The sequence below is a fragment of the Amycolatopsis sp. VC5-11 genome (assembly GCF_037034185.1).
Taxonomy (GTDB): Bacteria; Actinomycetota; Actinomycetes; order Mycobacteriales; family Pseudonocardiaceae; genus Amycolatopsis; species Amycolatopsis nivea.
Genome location: NZ_JBAGKF010000002.1, coordinates 687,632 through 710,750 on the forward strand (window position 1 = coordinate 687,632; position 23,119 = coordinate 710,750).

Genomic DNA, 23,119 nt, shown 5'->3' on the forward strand with positions numbered 1-23,119 from the left:
CCGGGAATTGTCCTGCTGGCCGCCGAGGCGGTGGTCGCATGATCGTCACCGTCACGCCCAACCCGAGTCTGGACCGCACCGCTCAGCTCGGCGAGCTTCGGCGCGGCGAGGTGCTGCGTGCCTCCCGGGTCCGGCTTGATCCCGGAGGCAAGGGCGTCAACGTTTCCCGCGCGCTCGCCGCCGCCGGGTCGCCGACCGTCGCGTTGCTTCCGGCCGGCGGTCCGGTCGGCGAGCGGCTGGCCGACCTGCTCGCGCCGGAGGGCGTGCCCGTCGTCGCGGTGCCGATCTCCGGTACCACCCGCAGCAACATCACCCTGGTCGAAGCGGACGGCACGACCACCAAGATCAACGAGCCCGGCCCGGAGCTTTCCCCGGCGGAGCTGGCCGTTCTGCGGCAGCGCACCGTCGAACTCGCCGCGCGCGCCGAATGGGTCGTGTGCTGCGGGAGCGTGCCGGCCGGGGTGCCCGACGATTTCTACGCCCAGCTCGGCGAACTCGCCCGCGACGCCGGGGCGAAGGTCGCCGTCGACTCCTCCGGGGCGCCGCTGGCCGCCGCGCTCGCCGCCCGCCCCGACCTGATCAAGCCGAACCTCGACGAGCTGGCCGAGCTGGCCGGGCGGTCGCTGCCCCAGCTCGGCGACGTGGTGCAGGTGTGCCGCGGTCTGGTCGCCGAGGGCGTCGGCGCGGTGCTGGTCAGCCTCGGCGCGCGCGGCGCCGTGCTGGTCGACGGCGCCGAGACCTGGCACGCGCTCGGCCCGCTGGTCGCCGTGCGCAGCACCGTCGGCGCCGGAGACGCCGCACTCGCCGGATTCCTCCACGCGGGAGGAACCGGCCCCCAAGCCCTGCGCGCCGCGGTCGCCTACGGCACCGCCGCGGTCGCGCAGGAGGGCAGCCGCATGCCCGCCCCGCAGGACGTGCACCCCGACCAGGTGCGCCTGCTCGCCGCCGATCCCACCCTCACCCTCAGCGGAGCCGCAGCATGACCACCTCAGACCTGATCACCGCCGACCTGGTCGACCTCGAGCTCGCCGCCGCGGACAAGAACGCCGCGGTCCGCGCGCTCGCCGGACGGCTCGTGTCCGCCGGGCGGGTGACCGACCTCGAGCTGTTCCTCAAGGACGTCGCCGCTCGCGAGGAGCAGATGGCCACCGGGCTGGAGGGCGGCATCGGCATCCCGCACTGCCGCTCGGCCGCCGTCACCGCGCCGACGCTCGCCTTCGGCCGCAGCACTGACGGCATCGATTTCGGTGCCCCGGACGGCCCGGCGAAGCTGATCTTCCTCATCGCCGCGCCTGACGGCGCGGATTCCGCGCACCTGAAGGTGCTCGCCGCGCTGGCCCGCCGGCTCGTCCGCGCGGAGTTCAAGCAGACCCTGCTGGACGCCGCCGATCCCGCGGCGGTCGCGGCCTACATCGGCGAGGAGGTGTCCTGACATGAAGTTCGTCGCCATCACCGCGTGCCCCACCGGCATCGCGCACACGTACATGGCCGCCGAATCGCTGGAGCAGACCGCGAAGGCGAACGGCGACACGATCGTGGTCGAGACGCAGGGCTCCGCCGGTTCCGAACCGTTGTCCGCGGCGGACATCGCGGACGCCGACGCCGTCATCTTCGCCGCCGACCTCGCCGTGGCCGGCCGGGAACGGTTCGCGGGCAAGCCGATCGTCGAGGCCCCGGTGAAGGCCGCGATCAACGACGCGGCCGGGCTGTTCGAACGGGCGAAGGCCGCTGCTGCGGAGCCGCCCGCCGACCAGCCCGCCGATCAGCCCGCCGCCGCGGAACCGGAACTGACCACCAAGGTCGGCGAGCACGACCGGCTCGGCTCCCGGATCCGGCAGTGGCTGATGACCGGCGTCAGCTACCTCATCCCGTTCGTCGCCGCGGGCGGGCTGCTGATCGCGGTGAGCTTCGCGCTCGGCGGGTACCAGATCGCCAACGCGCCCAAGGTCACCGAGCATTTCGACGCCGGTTCGCTCGCCGGCTGGGCCGCGCTGATGTACCAGATCGGCAGCGTGGCGTTCCAGTTCCTGGTGCCGGTGCTCGCCGGGTTCATCGCGTTCGCGATGGCCGACCGGCCCGCGATCGCACCTGGTTTCGTCGGCGGGGCGGTCTCGGTCGCCATCGGAGCGGGATTCCTCGGCGGCCTGGTGGCCGGTCTGTTCGCCGGCGGCGTGGTGCTGGGGCTCAAGAAGATCCGGGTGCCGAAGGCGATGCGCGGGATCATGCCGGTGGTCGTCTATCCGCTGCTCGGGACCGTCGTGGTCGGCGTGCTGATGTACGTCGTGGTCGGCAAGCCGATCGCGATCGCCACCACCGGTCTCACCCACTGGCTGAACAGCCTGAGCGGCACCAGCGCGGTGCTGCTGGGCGCGCTGCTCGGGCTGATGATGGCGTTCGACATGGGCGGTCCGGTCAACAAGGCCGCGTACGCGTTCGCCGTCGGCGGCCTGACCACCGGCAGTGCCGGTTCGCTGCAGATCATGGCCGCGGTGATGGCGGCCGGGATGGTGCCGCCGCTCGCCCTCGCGCTCGCCTCGACCGTGCGGAAGAAGCTGTTCACCGCCGCGGAGCGCGAGAACGGCCGGGCCGCGTGGCTGCTCGGCGCCTCGTTCATCACCGAGGGTGCGATCCCGTTCGCCGCGGCGGATCCGTTCCGGGTGATCCCGTCGATCATGGCCGGTTCGGCTGTCACCGGAGCGCTGTCGATGGCTTTCGGCGCGACGCTGCGCGCGCCGCACGGCGGGATCTTCGTGGTGCCGCTGATCGGCAACCCGCTGCTGTTCCTGGTCGCGCTCGTGGCCGGGACGCTGGTCGCCGCCACGTCGGTGGTCCTGCTCAAGCAGTTACGGTTCCGTTCCGCCGAGCCGGCCGCCGCTGTTTCCGCTCATCCGGTCAATGCCTGAGGAGGCTGTCGTGTACCAACGTCGCATCGTCGTCGCCAGCAGGGTCGGACTGCACGCCCGTCCGGCCGGGCTGGTCGCGCAGACCGCTGCCGCGCAGCCCGCGAAGGTTCGGATCGCCAAGGTTTCCGGTGGCGCGGCCGGCGACCCGGTGGACGCGGGGAGCGTGCTCAGCCTGATGACTCTCGGGGCCGCGCATGGCGACGAGGTCGAGCTCAGTGCGGACGGCGCGCAGGCTCGGGAGTCGGTGGACGTGCTGGTCGAGTTGATCGCCAAGGATCTCGACGCCTGATCCGCCGGGAAGCGGTGCGGCCGGGACTGTCCCCGGCCGCACCGTTTTCACGCGTAGAGCGAAGCGATATCCGGCTGGTAGCGCTCGTTGATCACCCGGCGCTTGAGCTTGAGCGTCGGGGTCAGCTCGCCCGTCTCCGGCGTCCACGCGGTGGTGATGACGTGGTAGCGCTTGATCTGCTCGGCCCGCGCGAGCCTGCTGTTGGCCGACTCGACGGCCCGCGCGATTTCCGCCTGGACCGCCTCGTGCTGGGCCAGTGTTTCGATGTCCGCCGCTTCGACGCCGTTGGCCGCTGCCCAACCGGGCGCGATCTCGTCGTCGAGCACGATCAGCGCGGTCACGTACGGCCGCGCGTCGCCGATCGCGACCGCCTGTCCGATCAGCGGGTGTTCCTTCAGCAAGCCCTCGATCCGGGTCGGCGCGATGTTCTTGCCGCTCGAGGTGATGATCAGTTCCTTCTTGCGGTCGGTGATCGTGACGTAGCCGTCGTCGTCGATCGTGCCGATGTCGCCGGTGGCGAACCAGCCGTCGGCGTCGGTGGCCGGTTCGATCGTGCCGTCCGGCTGCAGGTAGCCGAGGAAGACGATCGGACCGCGGACCAGCAGTTCGCCGTCCTCGCCGGTCTTCACCTCGACGCCGTCGATCGGACGCCCGACGGTGCCCGCGCGGAACGCGTCGGCGCTGTTCGCGGTCGCCGCGCCGGTGGTCTCGGACAGGCCCCAGACCTCGCGGATCTCGACGCCGAGCCCGGCGAGGAAGTACAGCACTTCCAGCGGCAACGCGGCCGCGCCGCTGGACGCGATGTGCAATTGGTCGAGCCCGAGCAGCCCGCGCACCGGGGCGAGCACCGTCTCGTCGGTCTTCGCGATGCGCTCGGCGAGATCGGCGGGCAGTTCCTCGCCCGCGCTGCGGAGTTTGTAGCCCTCTTGCAGGAGTTCGTTGGCGGAGATGAGCGCCTCGCGCCGGTCCTCGGGCACGCCGGCGAGCATGTTCTTCAGGCCCGCCACCATCTTCTCCCACACCCGCGGCACGCCGAAGAAACTCTGCGGACGCACCTGGCCGAGCGCCGCGACGACGCCGGACGGATCGCCGATCGTGTGCACGTGGCCCGCCGCGACGATCGGCAGGTAGATCGACAGCTCGCGTTCGGCGATGTGCGCCAGCGGCAGGTACGCGATGTTCGTGGCGTGCATCGGCGCCTTGTGCAGCGTGTGCACGGCGATGCCCTCGTGGATCGCGTTGCGGTGGGAGAGCACGACGCCCTTGGGGTCGCCGGTGGTGCCGGAGGTGTAGATCATCGCGAGCGGGTCGTCCGGGCGGATGCCCTGCCACGCCCGGTCGAACGCCTCGGGGTCGGCGGCAAGTGCGGCGCGGCCGGTTTCGCGCACCGCGGAGTACGCGACGAACCGGTCGTCGCCGTCCGGGATCGCGGATTCGTCCATGACCACCACGCGGCGCAGCGCGGGCAGGTCGTCGAGCACCGGCAGCCAGCGCGACAGCTCGTCGGCGCCGGCGAGGACGACGATCGGGGCGGCGCTGTGCCGCGCGACGTAGCGGATCTGCTCCGGGCTGAGCGTCGCGTACGCCGTGCACGGGATGGCCGCCAGATGGACCGCCGCGAGGTCGGCGACGAGGTGGTCCGGCGAACTCGGGGCCATGATCAGCATCCGGTCGCCCGCGGCGAGGCCGAGCCCGGCGAGCCCGCGCGACACCTCGGCGATCGCGGTCCGGAACTCGCTCCAGGTGAGCGTCGGACGGCCCTCGAGATCGAGCGACGTGAGCGCGGGCCGGTCCCCGTACTCGACGGCGTTGCGCCGCAGCAGCAGCGGGATGGTCTGGCCCTCGGCTTGTTCGGCGATCGACTGGGTCAACGCTGACCTCCTCCGGTGGTGCCTGGTCAGGTCACTCTAGGTCGTCGAAGCGGCGGCCGATAGAGAATCCCGGCCAGCCTCGGCGCTCGAGGGACCGGCCCGCCTCCTGTTAGAAAGGGGGCGAACCGGAGCCCCGAGGAGCGTCGATGACCGAATCCGCCGTGCGCAGCGAGAGCCTTGCCGACGAGGCCGCCGCACTCGACGCCGCCGACCCGCTCGCCGCGAAGCGCGCGGAGTTCGACCTTGACCCGGAAGTCGCGTACTTCGACGGGAATTCCCTTGGCGCGCCGCCGAAACACGTCGCGGAGCGGGTGAGCCAGGTGGTGCGGCAGCAGTGGGGGCGGCGGCTGATCCGGTCGTGGACCGAGGGCTGGTGGGGAGCCCCGCAGCGCGTCGGGGAGCGGATCGCGCCGCTGGTCGGGGCCGCGGCCGGGCAGGTCGTGGTGGCGGATTCGACGAGTGTGGACCTGTTCAAGGTGCTCGTCGCGGCGGTGCGGGCGAACCCCGGTCGCGACGAGATCCTGGTCGACGCGGCGACGTTCCCGACCGACGGCTACGTGGCCGACCAGGCGGCCCGGCTCACCGGGCACGCCGTGCGGCGCGTGCCGGTGGCGGAGCTGCCCGGCGCCGTGAGCGAGCGGACCGCCGCGGTGCTCGTGAACCACGTCGATTACGTCAGCGGGCGGCTGCACGACATGCCGTCGGTCACCGAGGCGGTGCACGCGGCGGGCGCGCTCGCGGTCTGGGATCTCTGCCACAGCGTCGGCGCGATTCCGGTTGAGCTGGACGCGTGCGACGTCGACTTCGCGGTGGGTTGTACGTACAAATTCCTCAACGGCGGACCGGGTTCGCCCGCGTTCGTCTACGTGGCACAGCGGCATCAGGCGGAATTCGATCAGCCGCTCGCCGGATGGGCCGGGCACGCGGATCCGTTCGGCATGGAATCCGGGTACCGCGGCAGCGCCGGGATCGCGCGCGCCCGGGCGGGCACACCGGACATCCTGTCGATGCTCGCGCTCGACGCCGCGCTGGACGTCTGGGACGGCGTCGACCTTTCCGTGCTGCGCGCGAAAGGCTTGGCGCTGGGCGACTTCTTTTTCCGGTGTGCGGACGAACTGCTTCCCGGAGCCGACATTCCGACGCCGCGCGAACACACGCGCGGGCACCAGGTTTCGGTGCGGGACGCGGGCGGGCAGCAGACGATGAACGCGCTGCACGAACGCGGGGTGCTCGGGGATTTCCGGCCGCCGGACGTGCTGCGGTTCGGGCTGGCCCCGCTGTACACGACTTACGCCGAGGTGCTGCGGGCGGTGACCGTGCTGCGCGAGGTGCGCTGAAAAGAATTCGCGCAATATCCTCGCGGATTCGCGGGGATCCGGCCGGATTCGCGGGTCCCGGGTGAACAATCGGTGTCGTGCTCGCCCCTTCGGGTGATCGACGGGCGCGCCGCGCGCTGCTCGACGGGTATGCTCGGTGCCTGTTTTTTCGCGGGCCGAAGCTGATCGGGCAGCGGTGTCCGCCGCGCGGATCCGGGGCGAAAGGGGCCGAAATGATCGAGAACCGCGGCCGGGAAGTGCCGCTCTCGTACCTCGTGACCCTGCTCGTCGGCGTGGTCATCGGCTTCGTGCTCGCGCGTTTCGGCGGGCTGGTCGCGCGCTATCCGGTCGAATCGACGCTGGTGGCGGTGCTGGTCGCGTCCGTGGCGGTGCTGGTGTGGGCGTGCCGGGAGATGCTGCACGATCTGCTGCGGCGCGACCGGCGCGAGGCGGCGGAGGAAACCGAAACCGCGCCGGTGCCGCGGCTTTCCGCGCATCGGCCGCCGAATGGCGTCCGGCGCTGAATTCCGGAAATCGATCTCGGTTTTCCGTTCGATTCCGCCGCCGATGCGGAAATGCGCATGAGTTTCCGGTGAGTTTTCGCGGACTCGTCGTCGTGACGGACCTCACGCGCGGGCTCCCTGCCGACGGCGGCGGAGCCGGTGCGACCAAGGTCACGTCCGGTGGTGATCAGTTTTCCAAGCACCACAGTGGGTTACTAGCAGGTAACAAGAGGATGACGGCAACGCGGGTCCGGACTTGACTCACCCGTGAAGGTTGCTTACCGTCGTCGCGGGCAACGCAGACCACGGTGAACTGTGATCCGGCTGGTCGGACCGGTGCAACGAAAACACCGAGGACCCGAATACCACAGCAGTGCCGGAAGGAAAACGGATCACGGTGAAGCAGAATTCCGGGCGAAAGGGCCGCGGCTCCTCGATTCGCTCTCGCGTGCTCGCGATCGCGTTGATTCCTAGCGTGGCGTTGCTCGTCGTCGGTATCGCGCTCGCCGGATACCTGATTTTCGACGCGACGCAGGCGCGAAGTTACGCGCAGAAGATTCGCGGTTCGGAGGGCCCCGGCATTCCGTTCCTGCTCGCCGCGGAACAGGAGCGGCAGCTGTCGATGAGCGTGCTCGCCGGACAGGACGCCGCGCGCGCCGCGCTGCTGGCGACCCGGCCGAAGACGGACGCGTCCGCCGCGCAGATCACCTCGGTGCTGCAGGGCAACTTCGCGAGCGACTCGAACGTGCCCGCGAGCGTCAAGCAGAACATCGCCACGTTCGCCGCGCTGGAGGCGAAACTGCCGCAGCTGCGCCAGCGGGTCGACGCCGGCCAGGTGCCGCGGCTCGAGGTTTTTTCCTTCTACAACCAGATCATCGACCAGTTCACCCAGGGCGTCGCCGGTCTCGCGCAGGCCGCGCGCGGCGCGGACAACGCCTACGCCCGGCTGTCCGCGATCCCGATTTTCAACGCCGCCGAGGAAATGCAGCGCAGCGACGCACTTGCCTCGGCCGGCCTCGCCGCGGGCGGGCTGTCCGGCGACGAGCAGCGCGCGTACCTCGGCCAGATCGGCGCGTACCACGCGCAGCTCGAACAATCGGTGCCGCAGATGGTGCCCGAGGTGCGGGCGAACTACGACAAGCTCGTCTCCAGTCCCGCGTGGACGACCGTGACGCAGGTCGAGAACGCCTTGCTGTCCGGCGCGAAACAGCTTCCGGTGCCGCTGGAGCAGTGGCGGACCGACGCCAAGCAGGTCGCCACCACGCTGATGACGATGTTCGCCGCGCAGAGCGCGCACGCGACCAACGCGGCGATCACCGACGCGGACGACACGCTGCGGAACTCGATCATCGCGGGCGCGGCGGCGGTGCTCTTCGCGCTCGCCGTGGTGCTGGTCGCGCTGCGGCTGTCGAACCGCTTCATCTCCCGGCTCGCCCGGCTGCGCGAGGACACTCTCGACGCGGCCGAGGTGCGGCTGCCGGAACTCGTCGGCCGGATCCGGGCGGGCGAACCGGTCGACCTCGACGAGGGCGGGCACCTGCTCGACCACGGCACGGACGAGATCGGCGAGGTGGCCGAGGCGTTCAACCTCGCGCAGCAGTCCGCGCTCGCCGCCGCGGTCGAAGAGGCCAAGACCCGGCAGGGCACGAAGGCGGTGTTCCTCAACATCGCGCACCGCAGCCAGGTGATCGTGCACCGGCAGCTGAAGGTGCTCGACGCCGCCGAGCGCAAGCAGGAGGACCCGGACCAGCTCGACACGCTGTTCCGCCTCGACCACCTCTCCACCCGCGCGCGGCGCAACGCGGAGAACCTGATCATCCTCGGCGGCGGCCAGCCCGGACGCCAGTGGCGCAATCCGGTGTCGCTGGTCGAACTCGTCCGCGGCGCGGCGGCGGAAACCGAGCACTTCGCGCGGGTGAAGACGGCGAAGCTGCCGGAGGTCGCGGTGCGCGGCCCGGTCGTCGGCGACCTCGTGCACCTGCTCGCCGAGCTGATCGACAACGCGACGTCGTTCTCGCCGCCGGAATCGCGCGTCGAACTGCGCGGCAACGTGGTCGGCAAGGGCGTCGTGATCGAGGTCGAGGACCAGGGCCTCGGCATCGAGCCGGAGCAGGCCGACGAGTTCAACGCGATGCTCGCCGACCCGCCGGACTTCGGGATCATGGCGCTGTCCGACGAACCGCGGCTGGGCCTGTTCGTGGTCGCGCGGCTGGCGTCGCGGCACGGGATCTCGGTGCACCTGCGCGAATCCGCCTACGGCGGGACGCGGGCGATCGTGTTGGTGCGCAAGGATTTGCTCGCGCCGATCAGTGAGACGGAACCTTCGGAGACCGAGGCTGACGCGGGTTCGGACGGGACGCCGGAGATGTCCCGGCTCGCGGTGGAGCCGTCGCGGCCCGCGCCGGAACCGCAGCGGGCTGAACCGCAGCGACCGGAACTGCCGCAACGGAAGCGTCCGGAACCGCAGCGGGCGGAACTGCCGCAGCCGTCGCGGGTCGCACCGGAACCGCGGGTCGCGCCCGAGCAGCAGCGGCCGGAACTGCCGACCCGCCGGGCGATGCGTCCGGTGGCCGAGGCTCCGCCGGCTCGTCCGTCGCAAAACCGCGAGCAGCGCCCGCCCGCGGACAACAGCCGCGCGCCGCGTCCGGCGGTCGAAAACGGCCGCGCCGCGCCGCCGCGTCCGCCCGGACGTCCCCCGCTGCCGCAGCGGCGCCGGCAGCAGAACCTCGTCCCGCAACTGCGCGGCGACCGGCCGGCGCCGGAATCCGACGACGTCCGCGAGGATTCGCCGGAGCAGGCCCGCTCCCGGCTCAGCGCGTTCCAGCAGGGCACCCGGCGGGCCCGCGAGGCCGATCCCGGGCACGACAACAGGTACGGAGATCGCGACTGATGGCGAACAACGGCGTCAACGAGCTCGACTGGCTGCTCGACGACCTCGTGCAGCGGGTCGCCGGCGCGGACCGCGCGGTGGTGCTGTCCGCGGACGGGTTGCTGATCGGCCGGTCGGGCAATCTGTCCGAAGCGGACGCGGAACACCTGTCCGCGGTCGCGTCGGCGTTCCAGAGCCTCGCCCGCGGCACCGGACGGCACTTCGGCGGCGGCAACGTGCGGCAGACGATGGTCGAGATGGACCACGCGTTCCTGTTCGTCACCGCGGCAGGCCGGGGCGCCTGCCTCGCGCTGCTGGCCGGGGTCGACGCGGACATGGGGCTCGTCGCCTACGAGATGAACCTGATGGTCAAGCGGGTCGGTGCGGTGCTCACCGCGGCGCCGCGGGCCGGAGCGGTCCAGCGGACCTCGCCATGACGGCCCAGGGCCGCGAATCCTGGTACGAGGACGAGGCCGGTCCGCTGGTGCGGTCCTACGCCGTCACCGGCGGGCGGACCCGGTCCGACACCCGCGGGCTCGACCTCATCACGCTCGTCGTCGCGTTGCGCGCCGCGAGCGAGACGCCCGGGCTCGAACCGGAGTACTCGCGCATTCTTTCCCTGTGCCAGCGCCCGGTTTCGGTCGCCGAGGTGGCCGCGCGGGTCGATCTCCCGCTGCCGGTGGTGAAGGTGCTGCTGAGCGATTTGATAGAACGCAACCTCGTGCTGTTCCGCACCGCGACGCCGGTGACCGACGCCCCCAGCCCCCACGTACTCCAGGCGGTTCTCGATGGCATCCGGAAACTCTGAGCCCCGCCGGTCGCTCACCGCGCAAGCGGTGAAGGTGCTCGTCGCGGGCGGGTTCGGGGTCGGCAAGACGACCATGGTCGGCTCGGTCAGCGAGGTGCCGCCGCTGCGCACCGAAGAGGTGATCACCGCCGCGTCCGAGGGCGTGGACGACCTGTCCGGCGTCGAGGGCAAAACCACCACGACGGTCGCGCTCGACTTCGGCCGGATCACCATCAACCCCGAGCTGATCCTGTACCTCTTCGGCACACCGGGGCAGGACCGGTTCTGGTTCATGTGGGACGAACTGGCCGAGGGCGCGCTCGGCGCGGTGGTGCTGGCGGACACGCGGCGGCTTGAATCTTGTTTCCCCGCCGTGGATTTCTTCGAGCAGCGCGGGTTGCCGTTCGTGGTCGGGGTGAACTGCTTCGACGACGCTTACCGGTACGGGACCGAGGAAGTCCGCGGGGCGCTGGATCTGGATCCGCAGGTGCCGTTGCTGCTGTGCGACGCGCGGGAGCGGGATTCCACCAAGCAGGTGCTGACGGTGCTGATGGAGCATGCGCTCGGGCGGGCGATGCTCGTGAGCGGCAACCCCGGGTAGATTCCCCGGGACTGCCGCTCACGGCGCGGTTTTCAGCGGCGGCGCAGCTGGTCCAGCGAGGCCGCGCCCGGGCCGACCACCGCGATGACGAGGAAGATCCAGGCGAAGAGCGCGGCGGGCTCGCCCATGTTGTGCAGGGGCAGCAGGCCTTCCGGGGCGTGCACGGTGAAGTAGGCGTAGGCCATGACGCCGGAGAGCACGGTCGCGGAGACGCGGGTGAAGAGCCCAGCGAAGACGAAGACCGCGCCGACGACCTCGATCAGGCTGGCCCAGTAACCGGGCCACTGGCCGAAGGGGACCGCGCCGCCCGCGTTGTCGATGCCGCCGAAGAGCCCGAAGCCCATCAGGCCGTGGCAGAGGAAGAGGAACGACACCACGGCGCGGAAGAGGGCCAGTACGGTCGGGCGGACTCGGTCTGCCAGGGACTTCGTGGCCTCGGTCGTGGTGGCGGCTGCGGTCTTGGGGGCGGTGGTGGTGGTCATCTTGGGTCCCTCCCGGGTGGCTGTTGGCTGCCTTCTGCCTATGCGTCGAACGTGGCCGGCCGGGATCGACACATCGCCGGGAAGTTTTTTCGAGGCGGTGTTTGGGCTGGTCAGGGGGGCTGGCAGGGTGGGGGGATGGTGGTCAAGCGGAGTGCTGGGGTGTTGGTCTATCGGCGGGGCGCGGACGGGGTCGAGGTGTTGCTCGCGCATATGGGCGGGCCGTTTTGGGCCAAGAAGGATCTGGCGGCTTGGTCGTTGCCCAAGGGGGAGATCGAGGAGGGGGAGGAACCTGAGGCCGCGGCTCGGCGGGAGTTCGCTGAGGAGCTGGGGGTGGCGGTTCCGGACGGGGAATGGGTTTCGTTGGGGGAGGTTCGGCAGTCCGGGAAGGTCGTGACTGCTTGGGCGGTGGAGGGGGAGCTTGATCCTGGTGTCGTGGTGCCGGGGGTTTTCGAGATGGAGTGGCCGCCTCGGTCTGGGGTGATGCGGGAGTTTCCTGAGGTGGATCGGGTGGAGTGGTTTTCGCTTGAGGCGGCTCGGGAGAAGTTGGTCAAGGGGCAGCGGGGGTTTTTGGATCGGCTTGCTGTGCCGGAGTGATCGGCTCGTCGCCTGGCGGCGACATTGCTCTCTGTGGCGTGCGTGGGGCACCCCGAAGCTTGATTGTGCTGACGGTTCGGGGGTGCTTGTCAAGGCGGGAAAGATGCCTTGACAAGCACCCCCGAACCGCAGGGAGGCTTCGTATCGGGGTGCGGGGGAGGGGCTGGGTGCCTCGCTCGTTGGGTGCACCGGCTGCGGAGTGGGGCTGGGTGCCTCGATGGTTGGGTGCACCGGTGCGGTTTGGTGCCTTGGTCGGTGGGTGCACCGGTGTGGGTTGGGTGGGGGTGGGGCTTGCGCCCCAATGTGGCATTGGGTGCATCTGACGCACCCAATGTGGCGTTCGGTGCGTTGAGCGCACCCAATGCCACATTGGGGTCGTTCACGGTCCGGTGGCTGGTCGTGAGGGGAACCCTCAGGGAATCAGCGTCTGTGAGGGTGGCCCTCACGAACCGAACTGTTGCAGCAATGTGCTGAGCGGCGTGGTGGTGAAGGACGGGAGGACTTGGTCTGCTTTGGCGAAGTCCAGGGTTGCGGTGATGGGGTTTGGTACTGCGATGGTGGTGATTCCGGCTGCTTTCGCTGCGCTCACGCCATGCGGGGAGTCTTCGAAGGCCAGGGCTTCTTCTGCGGTTACGCCTAGGGTTCGCAGGGCTGCCAGGTAGGTGTCTGGGTCTGGCTTTGGTTTGTGGCGGTCGCCGGTTTCTACTGCGGTGAAGCGGGCGGCCAGGCCTAGGCGTTCCAGTTGCCCGTGTACCCAGGTGCTGGATGAGCTTGAGGCGACGCCTAAAGCCAAGCCGCGGCGGGCAGCTTCGTCTAGGTAGTCGAGTACGCCTTCTCGTGGGCCGTCTTCGGCTAGGAGTTCGTGTACTCGGGCGCGCATGGATGGGCGCAGGGTTTCCGGGTCCACGTTTTCTACTTGTTCGGCTAGCAGCTTGAACATCGTCGCGGCGGTGTTCTGGGTGCCGATGACTGTGTGCCAGACGTCCAGGGGCAGTTCGACTCCGTGTCCGGCGAACATTTCCTGCCAGGACCGCAGTACCGCTGCTTCGGTGTCGGCGAGGGTGCCGTCGAAGTCGAAGATCAATGCTCGCGTGGCCACGTCTCGCAGCTTGCCTCACGAGAGCCGGTGGCGGGTTAGTTCGTGGCGAAAAACTCCGCCAGTACCGGTGCCAGCGCGGCGGTTTTCACCAGGTGCGTCTGGCCGGGCAGGGTGCGGTAGGTGGCGTGGGGCAACTGGGCAGCCGCTGCTGCGACGCCGTTGCGCATCCACTCGGGGCTCTTGCCGCCGTCGAGGATCAGGGTGGGGGCGGTGATTCCGGACCAGCGTTCGGCGGGGAGCGGGCGGCCGGACTGGTTGTCGTCCATGACCTGGGCGTCGTAGGCGAGGGTGTGGGCCACGCGCTTCATCCGCGGCCAGGCGGGCATCAGGCGCATCATCGTGACCATCAGGGCGGGCAGTCCGACGCCTTCGACCATGAACGTCTTGATCGCGTCGCCTCGTTTTCCGGCGGCGACGGCTGCTTCGAGCTTCGCCTGGTAGTCGGCCGGGACGCGCTTGCGGGTGCTGTCGACGACGAACGGCGGTTCGTACACCGCGACCTTCTTGACCGGCACGCCGCGATGGGCGGCTTCCAGTACGAGAGCGGCGCCGGACGAGATGCCGTACAGGCTGATCTCTCCGCCTGCTTCCTTGGCCAGTGCGGAGATGTCTTCGATCTCGCGCTCGACGTCGTACGGAGCGGTGTCGCCGCTTTCGCCTCTGCCTCGGCGGTCGAACGTGTAGACGGTGAAGCGGTCCGCGAGGGCTTTGGCGAGATCGTCGTTGGGCGTCGAGGTGCGGTAGCAGAGCGCGCCGTCGACGAGGACGAGTGCGGGGCCGGAGCCGGTGCGGGAGTAGGCGATCTGGGTGCCGTCGGCGGACGTGACGGTGGGCATGGGGTTCCTCCTCGGGGTGGTGCTGGTGAGGAGAACTTTCGCATCCGATGGTTTGAGTTGTCAAGACAAAAAAATTAGTCGGTGGGATCTGCTGGGGTGCAAGGGGGCTGGCGGGTTTAGGCGCTGCGGAGGGTCAGCAGGGCGATTTCGTTCGGGGCGAAGACCCGGAACGGCGGGCCCCAGAAGCCGGAGCCGCGGCTGTTGTACAGCTGGGTCGGGCCGTGCCGGGTGAGGCCGGACAGTGTCGGCTGGTCGAGGCGGACGAGGAGGTGGAACGGCCAGATCTGGCCGCCGTGGGTGTGGCCGGAGATCTGCAGGTCGACGTTTTCCTCGCGGGCCTGGGCGACCTGTTTCGGCTGGTGGGCGAGCAGGACGACGGGGACGTCGTGGTCGGCGCCGTCGAGGGCGGCGGCCAGGTCGGGGCCGTGCCCGGGCAGGCCGGAGGCGGCTCCGGTGGGGTCGTCGATGCCGGCGAAGAGGAGGCGGGCGCCGTCGCGTTCGATGAGGGTCGAGCTGTTGTGCAGGGTGTCCCAGCCGAGGCTCGCCATGTGGTCCAGCCAGGCCTGTGCCTCGCCGAAGTACTCGTGGTTGCCGGTGATGTAGAACCGGCCGAGCGGGGCTTGCACGCCGCCGAGCGGGTCGACCTGCTTGCGCCGTTTGGCGACCGATCCGTCGGCGAGGTCCCCGGCGTGGCAGACGACGTCGGGCTGCAGCCGGTTCAGTTCCGCGACCAGGCGCTCGGACCAGCGGGTGCGGTCGAGCGGGCCGTAGTGGGTGTCGGTGATGACCGCTACGCGCAGCCCGTCGAGCCCGGGACCGAGCTTCGGCAGCACGACGTCGACCGCCTTCACCGGCGGCACCCGCATGGCGATCCGGTTCCCGCTGACGAGCAGCACCGCCGCGACGGCCAGCGTGACCGCGGCTACGATCCGTGGCCGCGCGGGATCGTCTACTCCGGACACCAGCAGGACCAGCCGCAGCAAGTGCGTGAGGACGCTCCAGGTGAACAACACCCACACCGCGCCGAGCGTGACGTCCCCGACCCGCGCGGCGGCGTCGCTCTGCTTCGGACCGTGCCCGAGCACCATGAGCACCGGAAAACTCACCGCGGCGACGGCGAAAACGACCGTGCCCACGACGGTGCCGGCGACCGGCCACTCCGGCAACAGCACGAGCACCGACCACGGCTCGCCGAACAACAAGAGCACCGCGGCGACCACGAAGGCAACCCGACGAACTCCGACCACGGTTTTCTTCCCTTCGCCCGCGTGCTACCCAGCGTAGCCGCATTCGGAGGGTGGGGGCCGGGGTGTGAAGGGGAGTGGGTGGCGGGGCTGGACGGAGGGGCCGGGAATGTGCGGTGTGGTGGCGCGGACGGCGCGTCTGGGGTGGGTGGGGTTCCCGGGCGCGCGGGTCTCGTGCCGCTGCGGTGCGACGGGAACCGGGCTGCGGGCCCTTCGTCCGGTCACGGTGGAGTTGCCGCGAGCAGTCGGAATTGTGCTGCTGCGGTGCGACGGGCGGAGGGGAACGAGCTGCGCATCAGGTGGCGCGGGATTTCAGGTGCGGCCGGATCATGCCGCCGCGGGCTCGGCGAGACGGACACAGCCTCCGGGCCCACAGCCCGCATTCACCCCGCGTGGCTCAGGACTCTCCCCGTCCCGCGCGCCAGTTCGCCACCGTTTCCTCCACGTCCAGTGGGCGGGCTCGCAGCACCGGGCCGTCCTGGGGCATCGCGTGTGCCTTGCGGATGCGGGCGTTCAGGTCTTCGACGATCTGCCGCACCTTGGCTTCGGAGTGGACTTTCGCCAGTTTCCCCGGCAGGTCTTGGATTTCGCGCGGCAAGGCGAGCGACGGCGGCAGGAACGCGGCTACGTCGAGGTCGCCTTCGCGGGCGCGGCGGATCGCCCAGTCGGTGGCGGCGTCGCGGCCGCTCGGGGGCGGCAGCGGTTTTCCTGTTCCGGGAAGGTCTTCGAAGTCGCCGCGGGCTTCGGCGGCGGCGATTTGCCGGTCGACCCACGAACCGTACGACACGCCCGGTGGTTTGCGTTCCGTCACTGGAACCACCTCCCTCGCTCCCCAGCGTAGCGGCCATGGCGGCGTCGCGGAGGGGACGAAGGTCCTGAAACGGCAGGTAAGATCCCACGCTGACGGTACGAGGCCGGGAGGGGACACGATGATCGTCGAGCACGAGGGCGACGGTCCCGAGGCCGCGCGCGAGGAGGTCGCGCGCACGCTCGCGCTGCTGTGGCGCGATTGTGCGGGCGCTCCGGAACCCTCGGCTCGCGGCAGGCGGCCGACGCTCACCATCGAACGGATCATCGTGGCGGCCATCGCGGTCGCCGACGCCGAGGGGCTCGTCGCGACGTCCATGCATCGCGTCGCGAAAGAGCTCGGGGCGGGCACGATGACGCTCTATACCTACGTTCCCGGCAAAACCGAGCTGATCGATCTCATGGTCGACACCGTTCTCCTGGAACGGAATCTCCCCGGGCCCGGCGAACCGCGGCCGGAGGACTGGCGTGCGCAGGTGCGTGTTTACGCCGACCGCACGCGCGACATTTATCGTCGGCATCCGTGGCTGCGCGAGCGTTCGCGTGTGCGGCCTGCCCTTGGTCCGGGGCAGCTGGCCGGTCAGGAATACCTGCTGTCCATTATGGAGAGTCTGGGACTGCCTGCCCGGGAAATCGTCGCGGCGGCCAATTCGGTCGCGGGCTATGTGGACGCGAACGCGGCGGCCGAGGCGGAGAGTGTCCACTTGGAACGGACCACCGGACAGTCCAATGAGGCGTGGTGGGGACAGCATTCTTCGTTCTGGCACACGTATTTCGACGTCGAGTCTCATCCGGCGATGAACCGGACGTGGCTTGCCGGTGGGTTCGAGAAGCCGTCGGCGGAGCAGGCTTCGGACGCGTCGGAGTTCGGATTGGACCGGCTTCTGGACGGTATCGCAGCGCGGATCGGCGGATAAGCTCAACCGCGGGCGTCGAAGCGGATCCCGGTCGCCTCCTCGGAAAGTGTCCACAATCGACGGCCCCGCGCTGGATCCCGGGACGCGCCCATCGCCGTGCCCAGCCGGGGGCGGCCCACTCCGCCGAAAGCCGGACCGTAATAGGCGCCGCCGGTCGCGGTGGGGTCGACGGCGGCCCGGACCGCTGGCCAGGCGCCGTGGTCCTTTCCGTGTGTATAGGGCGCGAGCAGGCGCATCACCGGCACTGGCTGGGTGATTCCCGGACGCGCGGGGCTGGTCCGCTCCAGGCTGAACCCGGGGTGCGCGAGGATCGCCCGCACCGGTGAATCGGCCGCACGCAGGCGTCGGTCGAGTTCCATCGCGAATGACTGCACGGCGTGCTTCGACAACGCATAAGCGCGGAAGTCCGAGTACTTGCGCGAACTCTGCAGATCATCGATGTCGTACGGATACATCCGGGTGATCAGGCTGCCCGCCAGCACCACGCGCGCGGACGACGCGGTCAGCACCGGCATCGCCAGCGCGGTGAGGGCGAAGTGGCCGAAATGGTTGGTGCCGACCGCCAGTTCCAAGCTCTGTTTCGTGGTCCGGCGCACCGGTCCGGGGGCGGTGATGCCGGCGTTCTCGATCAGCGCGTCCAAGCGGTCCAGCCGGCCGAGCGCTGCGACGGCGGACGGGACGGAGTCGAGATCCGCGAGGTCCAGCGGGATTGTGCTCAGCGAAGCCGAACCGACTCGGGTGCGCACCATCTCGACCGCCGCGCGCAGCCGCGACGGGTCGCGGCCCAAGAGAGCGACGTGCGCTCCGGCGGCGGCCAGCTGCTCGGTGATGAAGTAGCCGATCCCGGCGTTGCCGCCGGTCACCGCATAGCACCGGCCGGCCAGGTCAGGCAGGTGCCGAGGATTCCACGCCACGATCGCTCCCCCGTAGTCCGGTTTGGTCCGGACTATACGAACGCCGCGGTCAGTGCGTCGGCGCGGCCTCCGTGGTGGTGCTGGAGGTCGTGGTGCTGGACGTCGCCGGGTTCGCCGGGGCCGAACTGGACGTTGTCGTGCTCGTCGTCGGCGTGGTGCTGGTGGGGCTCGTCGACGAGGTAGGCGTAGAAGACGTGGTGGGCGCTGAGCTGGTCGGCTTCGCCGGGGAGGAGCTGCTGCTCGGCGCGGTGCTGCTGCCGGGAAGCTGGGTCGGGGTGCCGGGCTGCTGGCTCGGCGGGGCCGGGGTGACCGGCGGCGGCGCGGGCGGGGCGACGTCGCCTGCCGGGCTGCCCGCGGCGGCTTCGACCGCTCCGGGGCCGGGCGGGGCTCCGATCGGGACCTGGCTGTCCGGCAGCTTCGAGACGCCGTTGCGGTAGCCGTACGCGTACGCCATCACAGTGTCCACATAGGACTGCGAGTTGTTGTACCGGCGCACCGCGAGGCGCTGGGCGGCGTCGCTGGAGAGGTCCAGACCTCCGGAGCACAGGTAGCGCGCGGTGGCGAGCGTTTCGTCGTAGATGTTGTTCGGGTCGGAAACGCCGTCGCCGTTGCCGTCGGAGGCGTAGGACGCCCAGGTCGACGGGATGAACTGGGTCGCGCCGACCGCGCGGTCCCACACCGGGTCGCCGTCGAAGCGGCCGTGGTCGGTGTCGCGGATCGCGGCGAATCCGCCGGAACCGTCGAGTACCGGGCCGAGAATCCGCTCGAGGGTGTTGCCGCGCGCGTCGACGTAGCCGCCGCGGGCGTGGTTCGACTCGACCCGTCCGATGGCCGCGATCAGCGCCCAGTCGACGTGGCAGCCGGGTTGTTCGCGGGCCATGATGTCGGCCGCGTTGCGGTAGGCGCGCAGCATGCTGTCCGGGATGCCCAGCGGGCCGGCGGTGGTCGCCGAGCCGGGGCCGTTCGGGTAGCCCGGCACGCCGAGCGCCTGCGGGACCGGCGGCTGCGGGAGGCTGCCGTCGACCCCGATCGGCGGGAGCGTGATGCCCGGCGGCAGTCCGGGAACGCTGGGCGCGGCCTGGGCGGCCGACGGCGGCTCAGCGGCGCGCAACGCCACCGGGATGCCGGACGACGTCACCGTCGGCAGCACCACGAGCGCGCCTCCGGCGAGGGCGGCGAAAGCCCGGCTGCGGGCGTTCCGTCCCTGCGGGCGGCGTCTGGCCATGCTCGTCTCCCCGTTCGTTCTGCCGTCTGCGGCCAAGCTAGCGGATCTGTCCGCGATCCGGTGAGGGCTCGGCGGAATTCTGTCCGTTCCGGCCAACTTTCGTTCGTCTGGCATAAAACCTTTGGCGGGTTCCGGTCATCGGGGCTTAACCGGAACTTCGCCGATTAGGCCGAATGGAGCAATCCCTTCGTATGGTCCACAGTGGACCCTGAGGCGAATTAGGCCGCCGGGCCGAATCGTTTGCGGTATTCGGACGGCGACAAGCCGGTGTGCCTGCGCAGTTGCAGCCGGAGATTCGCGCCGGTGCCGAGCCCGGTGCGGGCGGCGATGCGGTCCAGACCATGTTCGCCGCGTTCGATGAGCCTGCGGGCCAGCGTCACGCGCTCGGCGGTGAGCCAGGCGAGCGGCGTCGTGCCGAGTTCCGCGCGGAACCGGCGGTGCAGGGTGGCGGCGCTGGTCGACGCGCGGGCGGCGAGGTCGGTGACCGCGAGCGGCTGGTCGAGCCGCTGACGCGCCCATTCCAGCACCGGCGCGAGCGAGGCGTCGGGAATCTCCGGCATCGGGCGTTCCACGAACTGCTGCTGGCCGCCTTCGCGATGTCCGGTGAAAACGAGGCGGCGGCTGACCGCGTTGGCGATTTCCGCGCCGTGATCGCGTTGGATCACGTGCAGCGACAAGTCGAGCGCGGCCGCGCTTCCGGCGGCGGTAAAAACTGTGCCGTCCTCGACGAAGAGGACGTCCGGCTCCAGCCGGACCCGCGGGTAGCGCGCGGTGAACTCGTCGGCCCATTGCCAGTGCGTGGTGGCCCGGCGATCGTCGAGCACGCCTGCCTCGGCCAGGGTGAACGCGCCGGTGCAGAAGCTCATCAACCGCGCGCCGCGGGCGTCCGCACGCTGGATCGCGGCGAGGATTTCCGGGTCGGCGGGCGTGGCCGGATCCGGCCGGTTCGGGACGATCACCGTGTCCGCGCTGTCCACCGCGTCGAGGTCGGCGACGTCGGCGAGGGTGAAGAAGCCGAGGTGCATCCGGGCTTGGCCGCCGGGGGCCGCGAGCGCGAAGTCGTACCAGGGCCGGCGCAGTTCCGGCCGGCGCAGGCCGAACAGTTCCGTCGCGACGCCCATCTCGAACGGATTCGAGCCGTCGCCGACGATCATCACGACGCGGTGCGAGGATCCTTTCGGCATATGCGATTCCTAGCACTCCCGGCGACGCGAGACCAGGCCCAAGATCGGACTATGACTACTCAGCCCCTCGATCTGCAGGCCGTGCTGGCCGGATTCGACGCCCCGTGGAGCCCCCGGATCGTCGCCAACGTCAACGACTACGACATCCGCCTCGCCCGGTTCGCCGGCGAACACGTGTGGCACAAGCACGACAACACCGACGAGTTCTTCCTCGTTCTCGACGGCAGCATCGAGATCGGCCTGCGCGAAGCGGACGGCGAACGCACCGTGACGTTGACCCGCGAACAGGCGTTCGTGGTTCCGCGCGGCACCTTCCACAAGCCGTCGTCGAAGGAGGGCGCGGTGGTGCTGCTCGTGGAGCCGTCCGGGACGCTTTCGGTCAGCGACGAGCACGAAGAAGTGCCCGACATTGTCGACGTGACCGTCGGGCATCGCGTCTGACCTGCTGGGTTGCACTGTGGGACGGCGTATCCTCGCCGTCATGAAACGCACTTCCTTCGCGCAGTGGCCGTGCTCGATCGCCCGGACCATGGACCTGCTCGGGGACTGGTGGACGCCGCTGGTGCTGCGCGACGCCTTCTACGGCGTCCGCCGCTTCGACGAGTTCCAGCAGGCGCTCGGCATCGCGCGCAACACCCTCGCCGACCGGCTGCGCAGGCTGGTCGACGAGGGCTTGCTCGAAAAACGCGCCTACCAGGCCGAACCGGTGCGCTACGACTACGTGCTCACCGAGAAGGGCCGCGATTTCTGGAGCGTGCTGGCGGCGATGACGGCCTGGGGCGACCGGTGGCTGGCCACCGAAGCGGGCCCGCCGATCGTGCTGCACCACGACGCCTGCGGGCACGACACGACCGCGACCGTCGTCTGCGCGGACTGCGGCGAGCCGTTGTCCGCCGAGGACACCCGGATGCGGCGCGGGCCCGGCTTTCCGGAACGCCTCTCGCAGCGGCCGGACGTCCAGGCGAGGTTCGCGCCGCAGGAATAGCGGTCCGTGGCGTTGACATGGTCAGTCTAGTTACGCAACTATGCTGGTCGAGACGCCAACGGAGGAGGACTCGCCATGGAGTGGACCGGCGCGCGGTACGCGGACGCCCCGACGGTGCAGGTGGACGCGTGGATCGACGGCTCGCCCGAGCAGGTGTGGCGGTTCGCCTCGGACGTCGCGCTGATGCCGGAGCTGAGCGGCGAACTGCAGTCGGTCCGGTGGTGCGACGAGGGTTCCGCGCCGGCGCTCGGGCGGTCCTTCGTCGGGCGCAACCACCACCAGGCGCGCGGCGACTGGGAAACGACGTCCTACATCGTCGAATGCGAGGAGCCGCGCGTCTTCGCCTGGGCGGTCAGCGATCCGGCCAATCCGACCGCGGTCTGGCGGTTCACCCTAGCCCCGGAGAACGGCGGCACGCGGCTCACGCAGTGGGCGCAGATGGGGCCGGGGCCGTCCGGGGTGACCGAGGTGATCGCGCGGATGCCGGAGAAGGAGCAGAAGATCGTGCACGTCCGGCTGAGCGAGTTCGAAGCCTCGATGACCGCCACGCTCGGCGCGATCAAGGACCGTGTGGAAGCCGCCGGATGATGCGCACGGCCACCACCGTCGAGGCGTCGTCCGGCTGGCCGGAGACCCGGGATTTCGTGCTGGAGGCGGAAAAACTGGGGCTCGGCGAATGCTGGGTGGCCGAGGCGTGGGGTTCGGACGGGCCGTCGGTGCTCGGCTACTTGGCCGCGCGCACGAACCGGATCCGGCTCGGTTCCGGGATCATGCAGCTCGGCGTGCGCACGCCGGTCGCGCTCGCGCAGGCCGCGCTCACCCTGGCCGAGATGTCCGGCGGGCGGTTCGCGCTGGGGCTCGGGCCGTCCGGTCCACAGGTGATCGAGGGGCTGCACGGGGTGCCGTTCGCGCGGCCGCTGACGCGGATGCGCGAGACGGTGCAGATCATCCGCAGTGCTTTCGCCGGGGAGAAAATCTCCTTCGCGGGCAAGGCTTTCCAGATCCCGTTGCCGGGGGAGTCCCGCCCGATGCGGCTGTCGACGACGCCGAACGAGGACATCCCGATCTACCTGGCCACGCTGTCGCCGCGAATGCTGGAGCTCACCGGCGAACTCGCCGACGGCTGGCTCGGCACGAGCTTCGTCCCCGAGGGCGCCGACGCGTACTTCCGCCACCTTGACGCCGGGCTCGCGAAAGCCGGTCGGAGCCGTGGCGATCTCGTGGTGTGCCAAGGCGCGGAGGTCGCGTTCGCGTCCGATGAGGACGAACTGCGCCCGATGGTCGCCGGGCGCAAGAAGGAGCTGGCGTTTTCGCTGGGCGGCATGGGTTCGGCGAGCACGAACTTCTACCACGACGCCTACAGCAGGCAAGGCTGGGCGGAGGTCGCCGCGGAGGTGCGGGAACGCTGGCAGTCCGGCGATCGCGACGGCGCGGCCGGGCTGGTGACCGACGAGATGGTGCTCGCGACGACGCTGATCGGCACCGAGGACATGGTCCGCGCGCGGCTGAAGGTGTGGCGCGCCGCCGGTGTCGACACGGTCCGGCTGTATCCGGCCGGTGACACGCTGGAAAAACGGCTGGCGACGCTCGGCAGGGCACTCGAGTTGGTAACGGAAGTGCCCTGACAGACCAAGTATTGGGCCAACCGGCTGCGTCGGCGGGTCCGGCTGCGCCATAGTGTCGGCGATCCCGA

25 protein-coding genes are annotated in these 23,119 nt (G+C 70.3%); 16 read left to right on the forward strand and 9 right to left on the reverse strand.

Annotated features, from left to right (window positions below; all coding sequences use genetic code 11):
* Positions 1-38: 38 nt before the first annotated feature.
* From pfkB to WA670_RS10640, 4 genes are read left to right on the forward strand one after another with little or no spacing between them, the layout of a single operon-like run.
* Entirely contained in the window at positions 39-983 is a 945-nt protein-coding gene (gene pfkB, locus WA670_RS10625) for a 1-phosphofructokinase (protein WP_134734345.1), read from the forward strand.
* Positions 980-1,432, forward strand: coding sequence for a PTS sugar transporter subunit IIA (locus WA670_RS10630; RefSeq protein WP_037815214.1), 453 nt, complete (start codon positions 980-982; stop codon positions 1,430-1,432). Before pfkB ends, WA670_RS10630 begins: the two co-directional genes overlap by 4 nt.
* A 1-nt stretch (position 1,433) precedes the next feature.
* The gene (locus WA670_RS10635; protein WP_037815213.1) at positions 1,434-2,903 is read left to right on the forward strand and encodes a PTS fructose transporter subunit IIC; all 1,470 of its coding nucleotides are present in this window, start codon (positions 1,434-1,436) and stop codon (positions 2,901-2,903) included.
* Between the two features lie 10 nt (positions 2,904-2,913).
* The gene (locus WA670_RS10640) at positions 2,914-3,192 is read left to right on the forward strand and encodes an HPr family phosphocarrier protein (protein ID WP_134734346.1); all 279 of its coding nucleotides are present in this window, start codon (positions 2,914-2,916) and stop codon (positions 3,190-3,192) included.
* Between the two features lie 47 nt (positions 3,193-3,239).
* Here the strand turns inward: WA670_RS10640 and WA670_RS10645 are convergent, their stop codons facing one another.
* Positions 3,240-5,063, reverse strand: a complete 1,824-nt coding sequence (locus WA670_RS10645) for an AMP-dependent synthetase/ligase (protein WP_134734347.1) — start codon at positions 5,061-5,063, stop codon at positions 3,240-3,242.
* Between the two features lie 146 nt (positions 5,064-5,209).
* On the opposite strand from WA670_RS10645, the gene kynU reads away from it, so the two are divergent.
* From kynU to WA670_RS10675, 6 genes are all read left to right on the forward strand, one after another.
* Entirely contained in the window at positions 5,210-6,400 is a 1,191-nt protein-coding gene (gene kynU, locus WA670_RS10650) for a kynureninase (protein ID WP_336157596.1), read from the forward strand.
* Between the two features lie 212 nt (positions 6,401-6,612).
* Positions 6,613-6,903 (forward strand): hypothetical protein, encoded by a 291-nt coding sequence (locus WA670_RS10655; RefSeq protein WP_336157597.1) that lies wholly within the window; start codon positions 6,613-6,615, stop codon positions 6,901-6,903.
* 376 nt (positions 6,904-7,279) lie between these two features.
* The gene (locus tag WA670_RS10660) at positions 7,280-9,772 is read left to right on the forward strand and encodes a sensor histidine kinase (protein WP_336157598.1); all 2,493 of its coding nucleotides are present in this window, start codon (positions 7,280-7,282) and stop codon (positions 9,770-9,772) included.
* A complete protein-coding gene (locus WA670_RS10665) occupies positions 9,772-10,188 on the forward strand; it encodes a roadblock/LC7 domain-containing protein (RefSeq protein ID WP_009082431.1) in 417 nt (138 codons plus the stop codon). The genes WA670_RS10660 and WA670_RS10665 overlap by 1 nt, the downstream gene beginning before the upstream one ends.
* Positions 10,185-10,559 carry a DUF742 domain-containing protein gene (locus WA670_RS10670; protein WP_037815208.1) on the forward strand — a complete coding sequence of 125 codons (375 nt, stop codon included), beginning with the start codon at positions 10,185-10,187 and terminating at the stop codon, positions 10,557-10,559. Before WA670_RS10665 ends, WA670_RS10670 begins: the two co-directional genes overlap by 4 nt.
* On the forward strand, positions 10,540-11,139 hold the full coding sequence (locus WA670_RS10675; RefSeq protein WP_037815207.1) for a GTP-binding protein: 600 nt from the start codon (positions 10,540-10,542) through the stop codon (positions 11,137-11,139). Before WA670_RS10670 ends, WA670_RS10675 begins: the two co-directional genes overlap by 20 nt.
* 32 nt (positions 11,140-11,171) lie before the next feature.
* On the opposite strand, the gene WA670_RS10680 is transcribed toward WA670_RS10675, so the two are convergent.
* Positions 11,172-11,621 carry a DoxX family protein gene (locus WA670_RS10680; protein ID WP_037815206.1) on the reverse strand — a complete coding sequence of 150 codons (450 nt, stop codon included), beginning with the start codon at positions 11,619-11,621 and terminating at the stop codon, positions 11,172-11,174.
* 135 nt (positions 11,622-11,756) lie between these two features.
* Here WA670_RS10680 and WA670_RS10685 point away from each other — a divergent pair, with 135 nt between their 5' ends.
* Complete coding sequence (locus WA670_RS10685) at positions 11,757-12,215, forward strand: NUDIX domain-containing protein (protein WP_336157599.1); 459 nt, start codon at positions 11,757-11,759, stop codon at positions 12,213-12,215.
* A gap of 442 nt (positions 12,216-12,657) precedes the next feature.
* Here the strand turns inward: WA670_RS10685 and WA670_RS10690 are convergent, their stop codons facing one another.
* The 4 genes from WA670_RS10690 to WA670_RS10705 all read right to left on the reverse strand — a co-directional run bounded on the left by WA670_RS10690 (position 12,658) and on the right by WA670_RS10705 (position 16,205).
* Entirely contained in the window at positions 12,658-13,314 is a 657-nt protein-coding gene (locus tag WA670_RS10690; RefSeq protein ID WP_238604528.1) for an HAD family hydrolase, read from the reverse strand.
* Between the two features lie 35 nt (positions 13,315-13,349).
* A complete protein-coding gene (locus tag WA670_RS10695; RefSeq protein ID WP_134729895.1) occupies positions 13,350-14,150 on the reverse strand; it encodes an alpha/beta fold hydrolase in 801 nt (266 codons plus the stop codon).
* 116 nt (positions 14,151-14,266) lie between these two features.
* Positions 14,267-15,397 carry a metallophosphoesterase gene (locus WA670_RS10700; RefSeq protein ID WP_167754179.1) on the reverse strand — a complete coding sequence of 377 codons (1,131 nt, stop codon included), beginning with the start codon at positions 15,395-15,397 and terminating at the stop codon, positions 14,267-14,269.
* Between the two features lie 394 nt (positions 15,398-15,791).
* Positions 15,792-16,205: a J-domain-containing protein gene (locus WA670_RS10705; RefSeq protein ID WP_037815197.1), complete on the reverse strand. Its 414-nt coding sequence runs from the start codon at positions 16,203-16,205 to the stop codon at positions 15,792-15,794.
* A gap of 118 nt (positions 16,206-16,323) precedes the next feature.
* Here WA670_RS10705 and WA670_RS10710 point away from each other — a divergent pair, with 118 nt between their 5' ends.
* Positions 16,324-17,118 carry a TetR/AcrR family transcriptional regulator gene (locus WA670_RS10710; protein WP_167754178.1) on the forward strand — a complete coding sequence of 265 codons (795 nt, stop codon included), beginning with the start codon at positions 16,324-16,326 and terminating at the stop codon, positions 17,116-17,118.
* A 2-nt stretch (positions 17,119-17,120) separates the two neighbouring features.
* Here the strand turns inward: WA670_RS10710 and WA670_RS10715 are convergent, their stop codons facing one another.
* The 3 genes from WA670_RS10715 to WA670_RS10725 all read right to left on the reverse strand — a co-directional run bounded on the left by WA670_RS10715 (position 17,121) and on the right by WA670_RS10725 (position 20,441).
* Positions 17,121-18,032, reverse strand: a complete 912-nt coding sequence (locus tag WA670_RS10715; protein ID WP_134729891.1) for an SDR family NAD(P)-dependent oxidoreductase — start codon at positions 18,030-18,032, stop codon at positions 17,121-17,123.
* Positions 18,033-18,081: 49 nt separating this feature from the next.
* Entirely contained in the window at positions 18,082-19,257 is a 1,176-nt protein-coding gene (locus tag WA670_RS10720) for a lytic transglycosylase domain-containing protein (RefSeq protein WP_037815188.1), read from the reverse strand.
* Positions 19,258-19,475: 218 nt separating this feature from the next.
* Positions 19,476-20,441: a helix-turn-helix domain-containing protein gene (locus WA670_RS10725; RefSeq protein ID WP_238604530.1), complete on the reverse strand. Its 966-nt coding sequence runs from the start codon at positions 20,439-20,441 to the stop codon at positions 19,476-19,478.
* Between the two features lie 51 nt (positions 20,442-20,492).
* On the opposite strand from WA670_RS10725, the gene WA670_RS10730 reads away from it, so the two are divergent.
* From WA670_RS10730 to WA670_RS10745, 4 genes are all read left to right on the forward strand, one after another.
* On the forward strand, positions 20,493-20,882 hold the full coding sequence (locus WA670_RS10730; RefSeq protein ID WP_336157601.1) for a cupin domain-containing protein: 390 nt from the start codon (positions 20,493-20,495) through the stop codon (positions 20,880-20,882).
* A 40-nt stretch (positions 20,883-20,922) separates the two neighbouring features.
* Positions 20,923-21,426, forward strand: a complete 504-nt coding sequence (locus WA670_RS10735; protein WP_037815182.1) for a winged helix-turn-helix transcriptional regulator — start codon at positions 20,923-20,925, stop codon at positions 21,424-21,426.
* A gap of 75 nt (positions 21,427-21,501) precedes the next feature.
* On the forward strand, positions 21,502-22,014 hold the full coding sequence (locus tag WA670_RS10740; RefSeq protein WP_037815180.1) for an SRPBCC family protein: 513 nt from the start codon (positions 21,502-21,504) through the stop codon (positions 22,012-22,014).
* A complete protein-coding gene (locus WA670_RS10745; protein WP_238608261.1) occupies positions 22,014-23,051 on the forward strand; it encodes an LLM class flavin-dependent oxidoreductase in 1,038 nt (345 codons plus the stop codon). Before WA670_RS10740 ends, WA670_RS10745 begins: the two co-directional genes overlap by 1 nt.
* The last annotated feature ends 68 nt before the right edge of the window (positions 23,052-23,119 follow it).

Coding starts and splice junctions, on each gene's coding strand:
- pfkB (WP_134734345.1), top strand. CDS start 39: ATGATCGTCACCGTCACGCCCAACCCGAGTCTGGACCGCACCGCTCAG.
- WA670_RS10630 (WP_037815214.1), top strand. CDS start 980: ATGACCACCTCAGACCTGATCACCGCCGACCTGGTCGACCTCGAGCTC.
- WA670_RS10635 (WP_037815213.1), top strand. CDS start 1,434: ATGAAGTTCGTCGCCATCACCGCGTGCCCCACCGGCATCGCGCACACG.
- kynU (WP_336157596.1), top strand. CDS start 5,210: ATGACCGAATCCGCCGTGCGCAGCGAGAGCCTTGCCGACGAGGCCGCC.
- WA670_RS10655 (WP_336157597.1), top strand. CDS start 6,613: ATGATCGAGAACCGCGGCCGGGAAGTGCCGCTCTCGTACCTCGTGACC.
- WA670_RS10665 (WP_009082431.1), top strand. CDS start 9,772: ATGGCGAACAACGGCGTCAACGAGCTCGACTGGCTGCTCGACGACCTC.
- WA670_RS10670 (WP_037815208.1), top strand. CDS start 10,185: ATGACGGCCCAGGGCCGCGAATCCTGGTACGAGGACGAGGCCGGTCCG.
- WA670_RS10675 (WP_037815207.1), top strand. CDS start 10,540: ATGGCATCCGGAAACTCTGAGCCCCGCCGGTCGCTCACCGCGCAAGCG.
- WA670_RS10680 (WP_037815206.1), bottom strand. CDS start 11,621: ATGACCACCACCACCGCCCCCAAGACCGCAGCCGCCACCACGACCGAG.
- WA670_RS10685 (WP_336157599.1), top strand. CDS start 11,757: ATGGTGGTCAAGCGGAGTGCTGGGGTGTTGGTCTATCGGCGGGGCGCG.
- WA670_RS10695 (WP_134729895.1), bottom strand. CDS start 14,150: ATGCCCACCGTCACGTCCGCCGACGGCACCCAGATCGCCTACTCCCGC.
- WA670_RS10710 (WP_167754178.1), top strand. CDS start 16,324: ATGATCGTCGAGCACGAGGGCGACGGTCCCGAGGCCGCGCGCGAGGAG.
- WA670_RS10720 (WP_037815188.1), bottom strand. CDS start 19,257: ATGGCCAGACGCCGCCCGCAGGGACGGAACGCCCGCAGCCGGGCTTTC.
- WA670_RS10725 (WP_238604530.1), bottom strand. CDS start 20,441: ATGCCGAAAGGATCCTCGCACCGCGTCGTGATGATCGTCGGCGACGGC.
- WA670_RS10730 (WP_336157601.1), top strand. CDS start 20,493: ATGACTACTCAGCCCCTCGATCTGCAGGCCGTGCTGGCCGGATTCGAC.
- WA670_RS10735 (WP_037815182.1), top strand. CDS start 20,923: ATGAAACGCACTTCCTTCGCGCAGTGGCCGTGCTCGATCGCCCGGACC.
- WA670_RS10740 (WP_037815180.1), top strand. CDS start 21,502: ATGGAGTGGACCGGCGCGCGGTACGCGGACGCCCCGACGGTGCAGGTG.
- WA670_RS10745 (WP_238608261.1), top strand. CDS start 22,014: ATGCGCACGGCCACCACCGTCGAGGCGTCGTCCGGCTGGCCGGAGACC.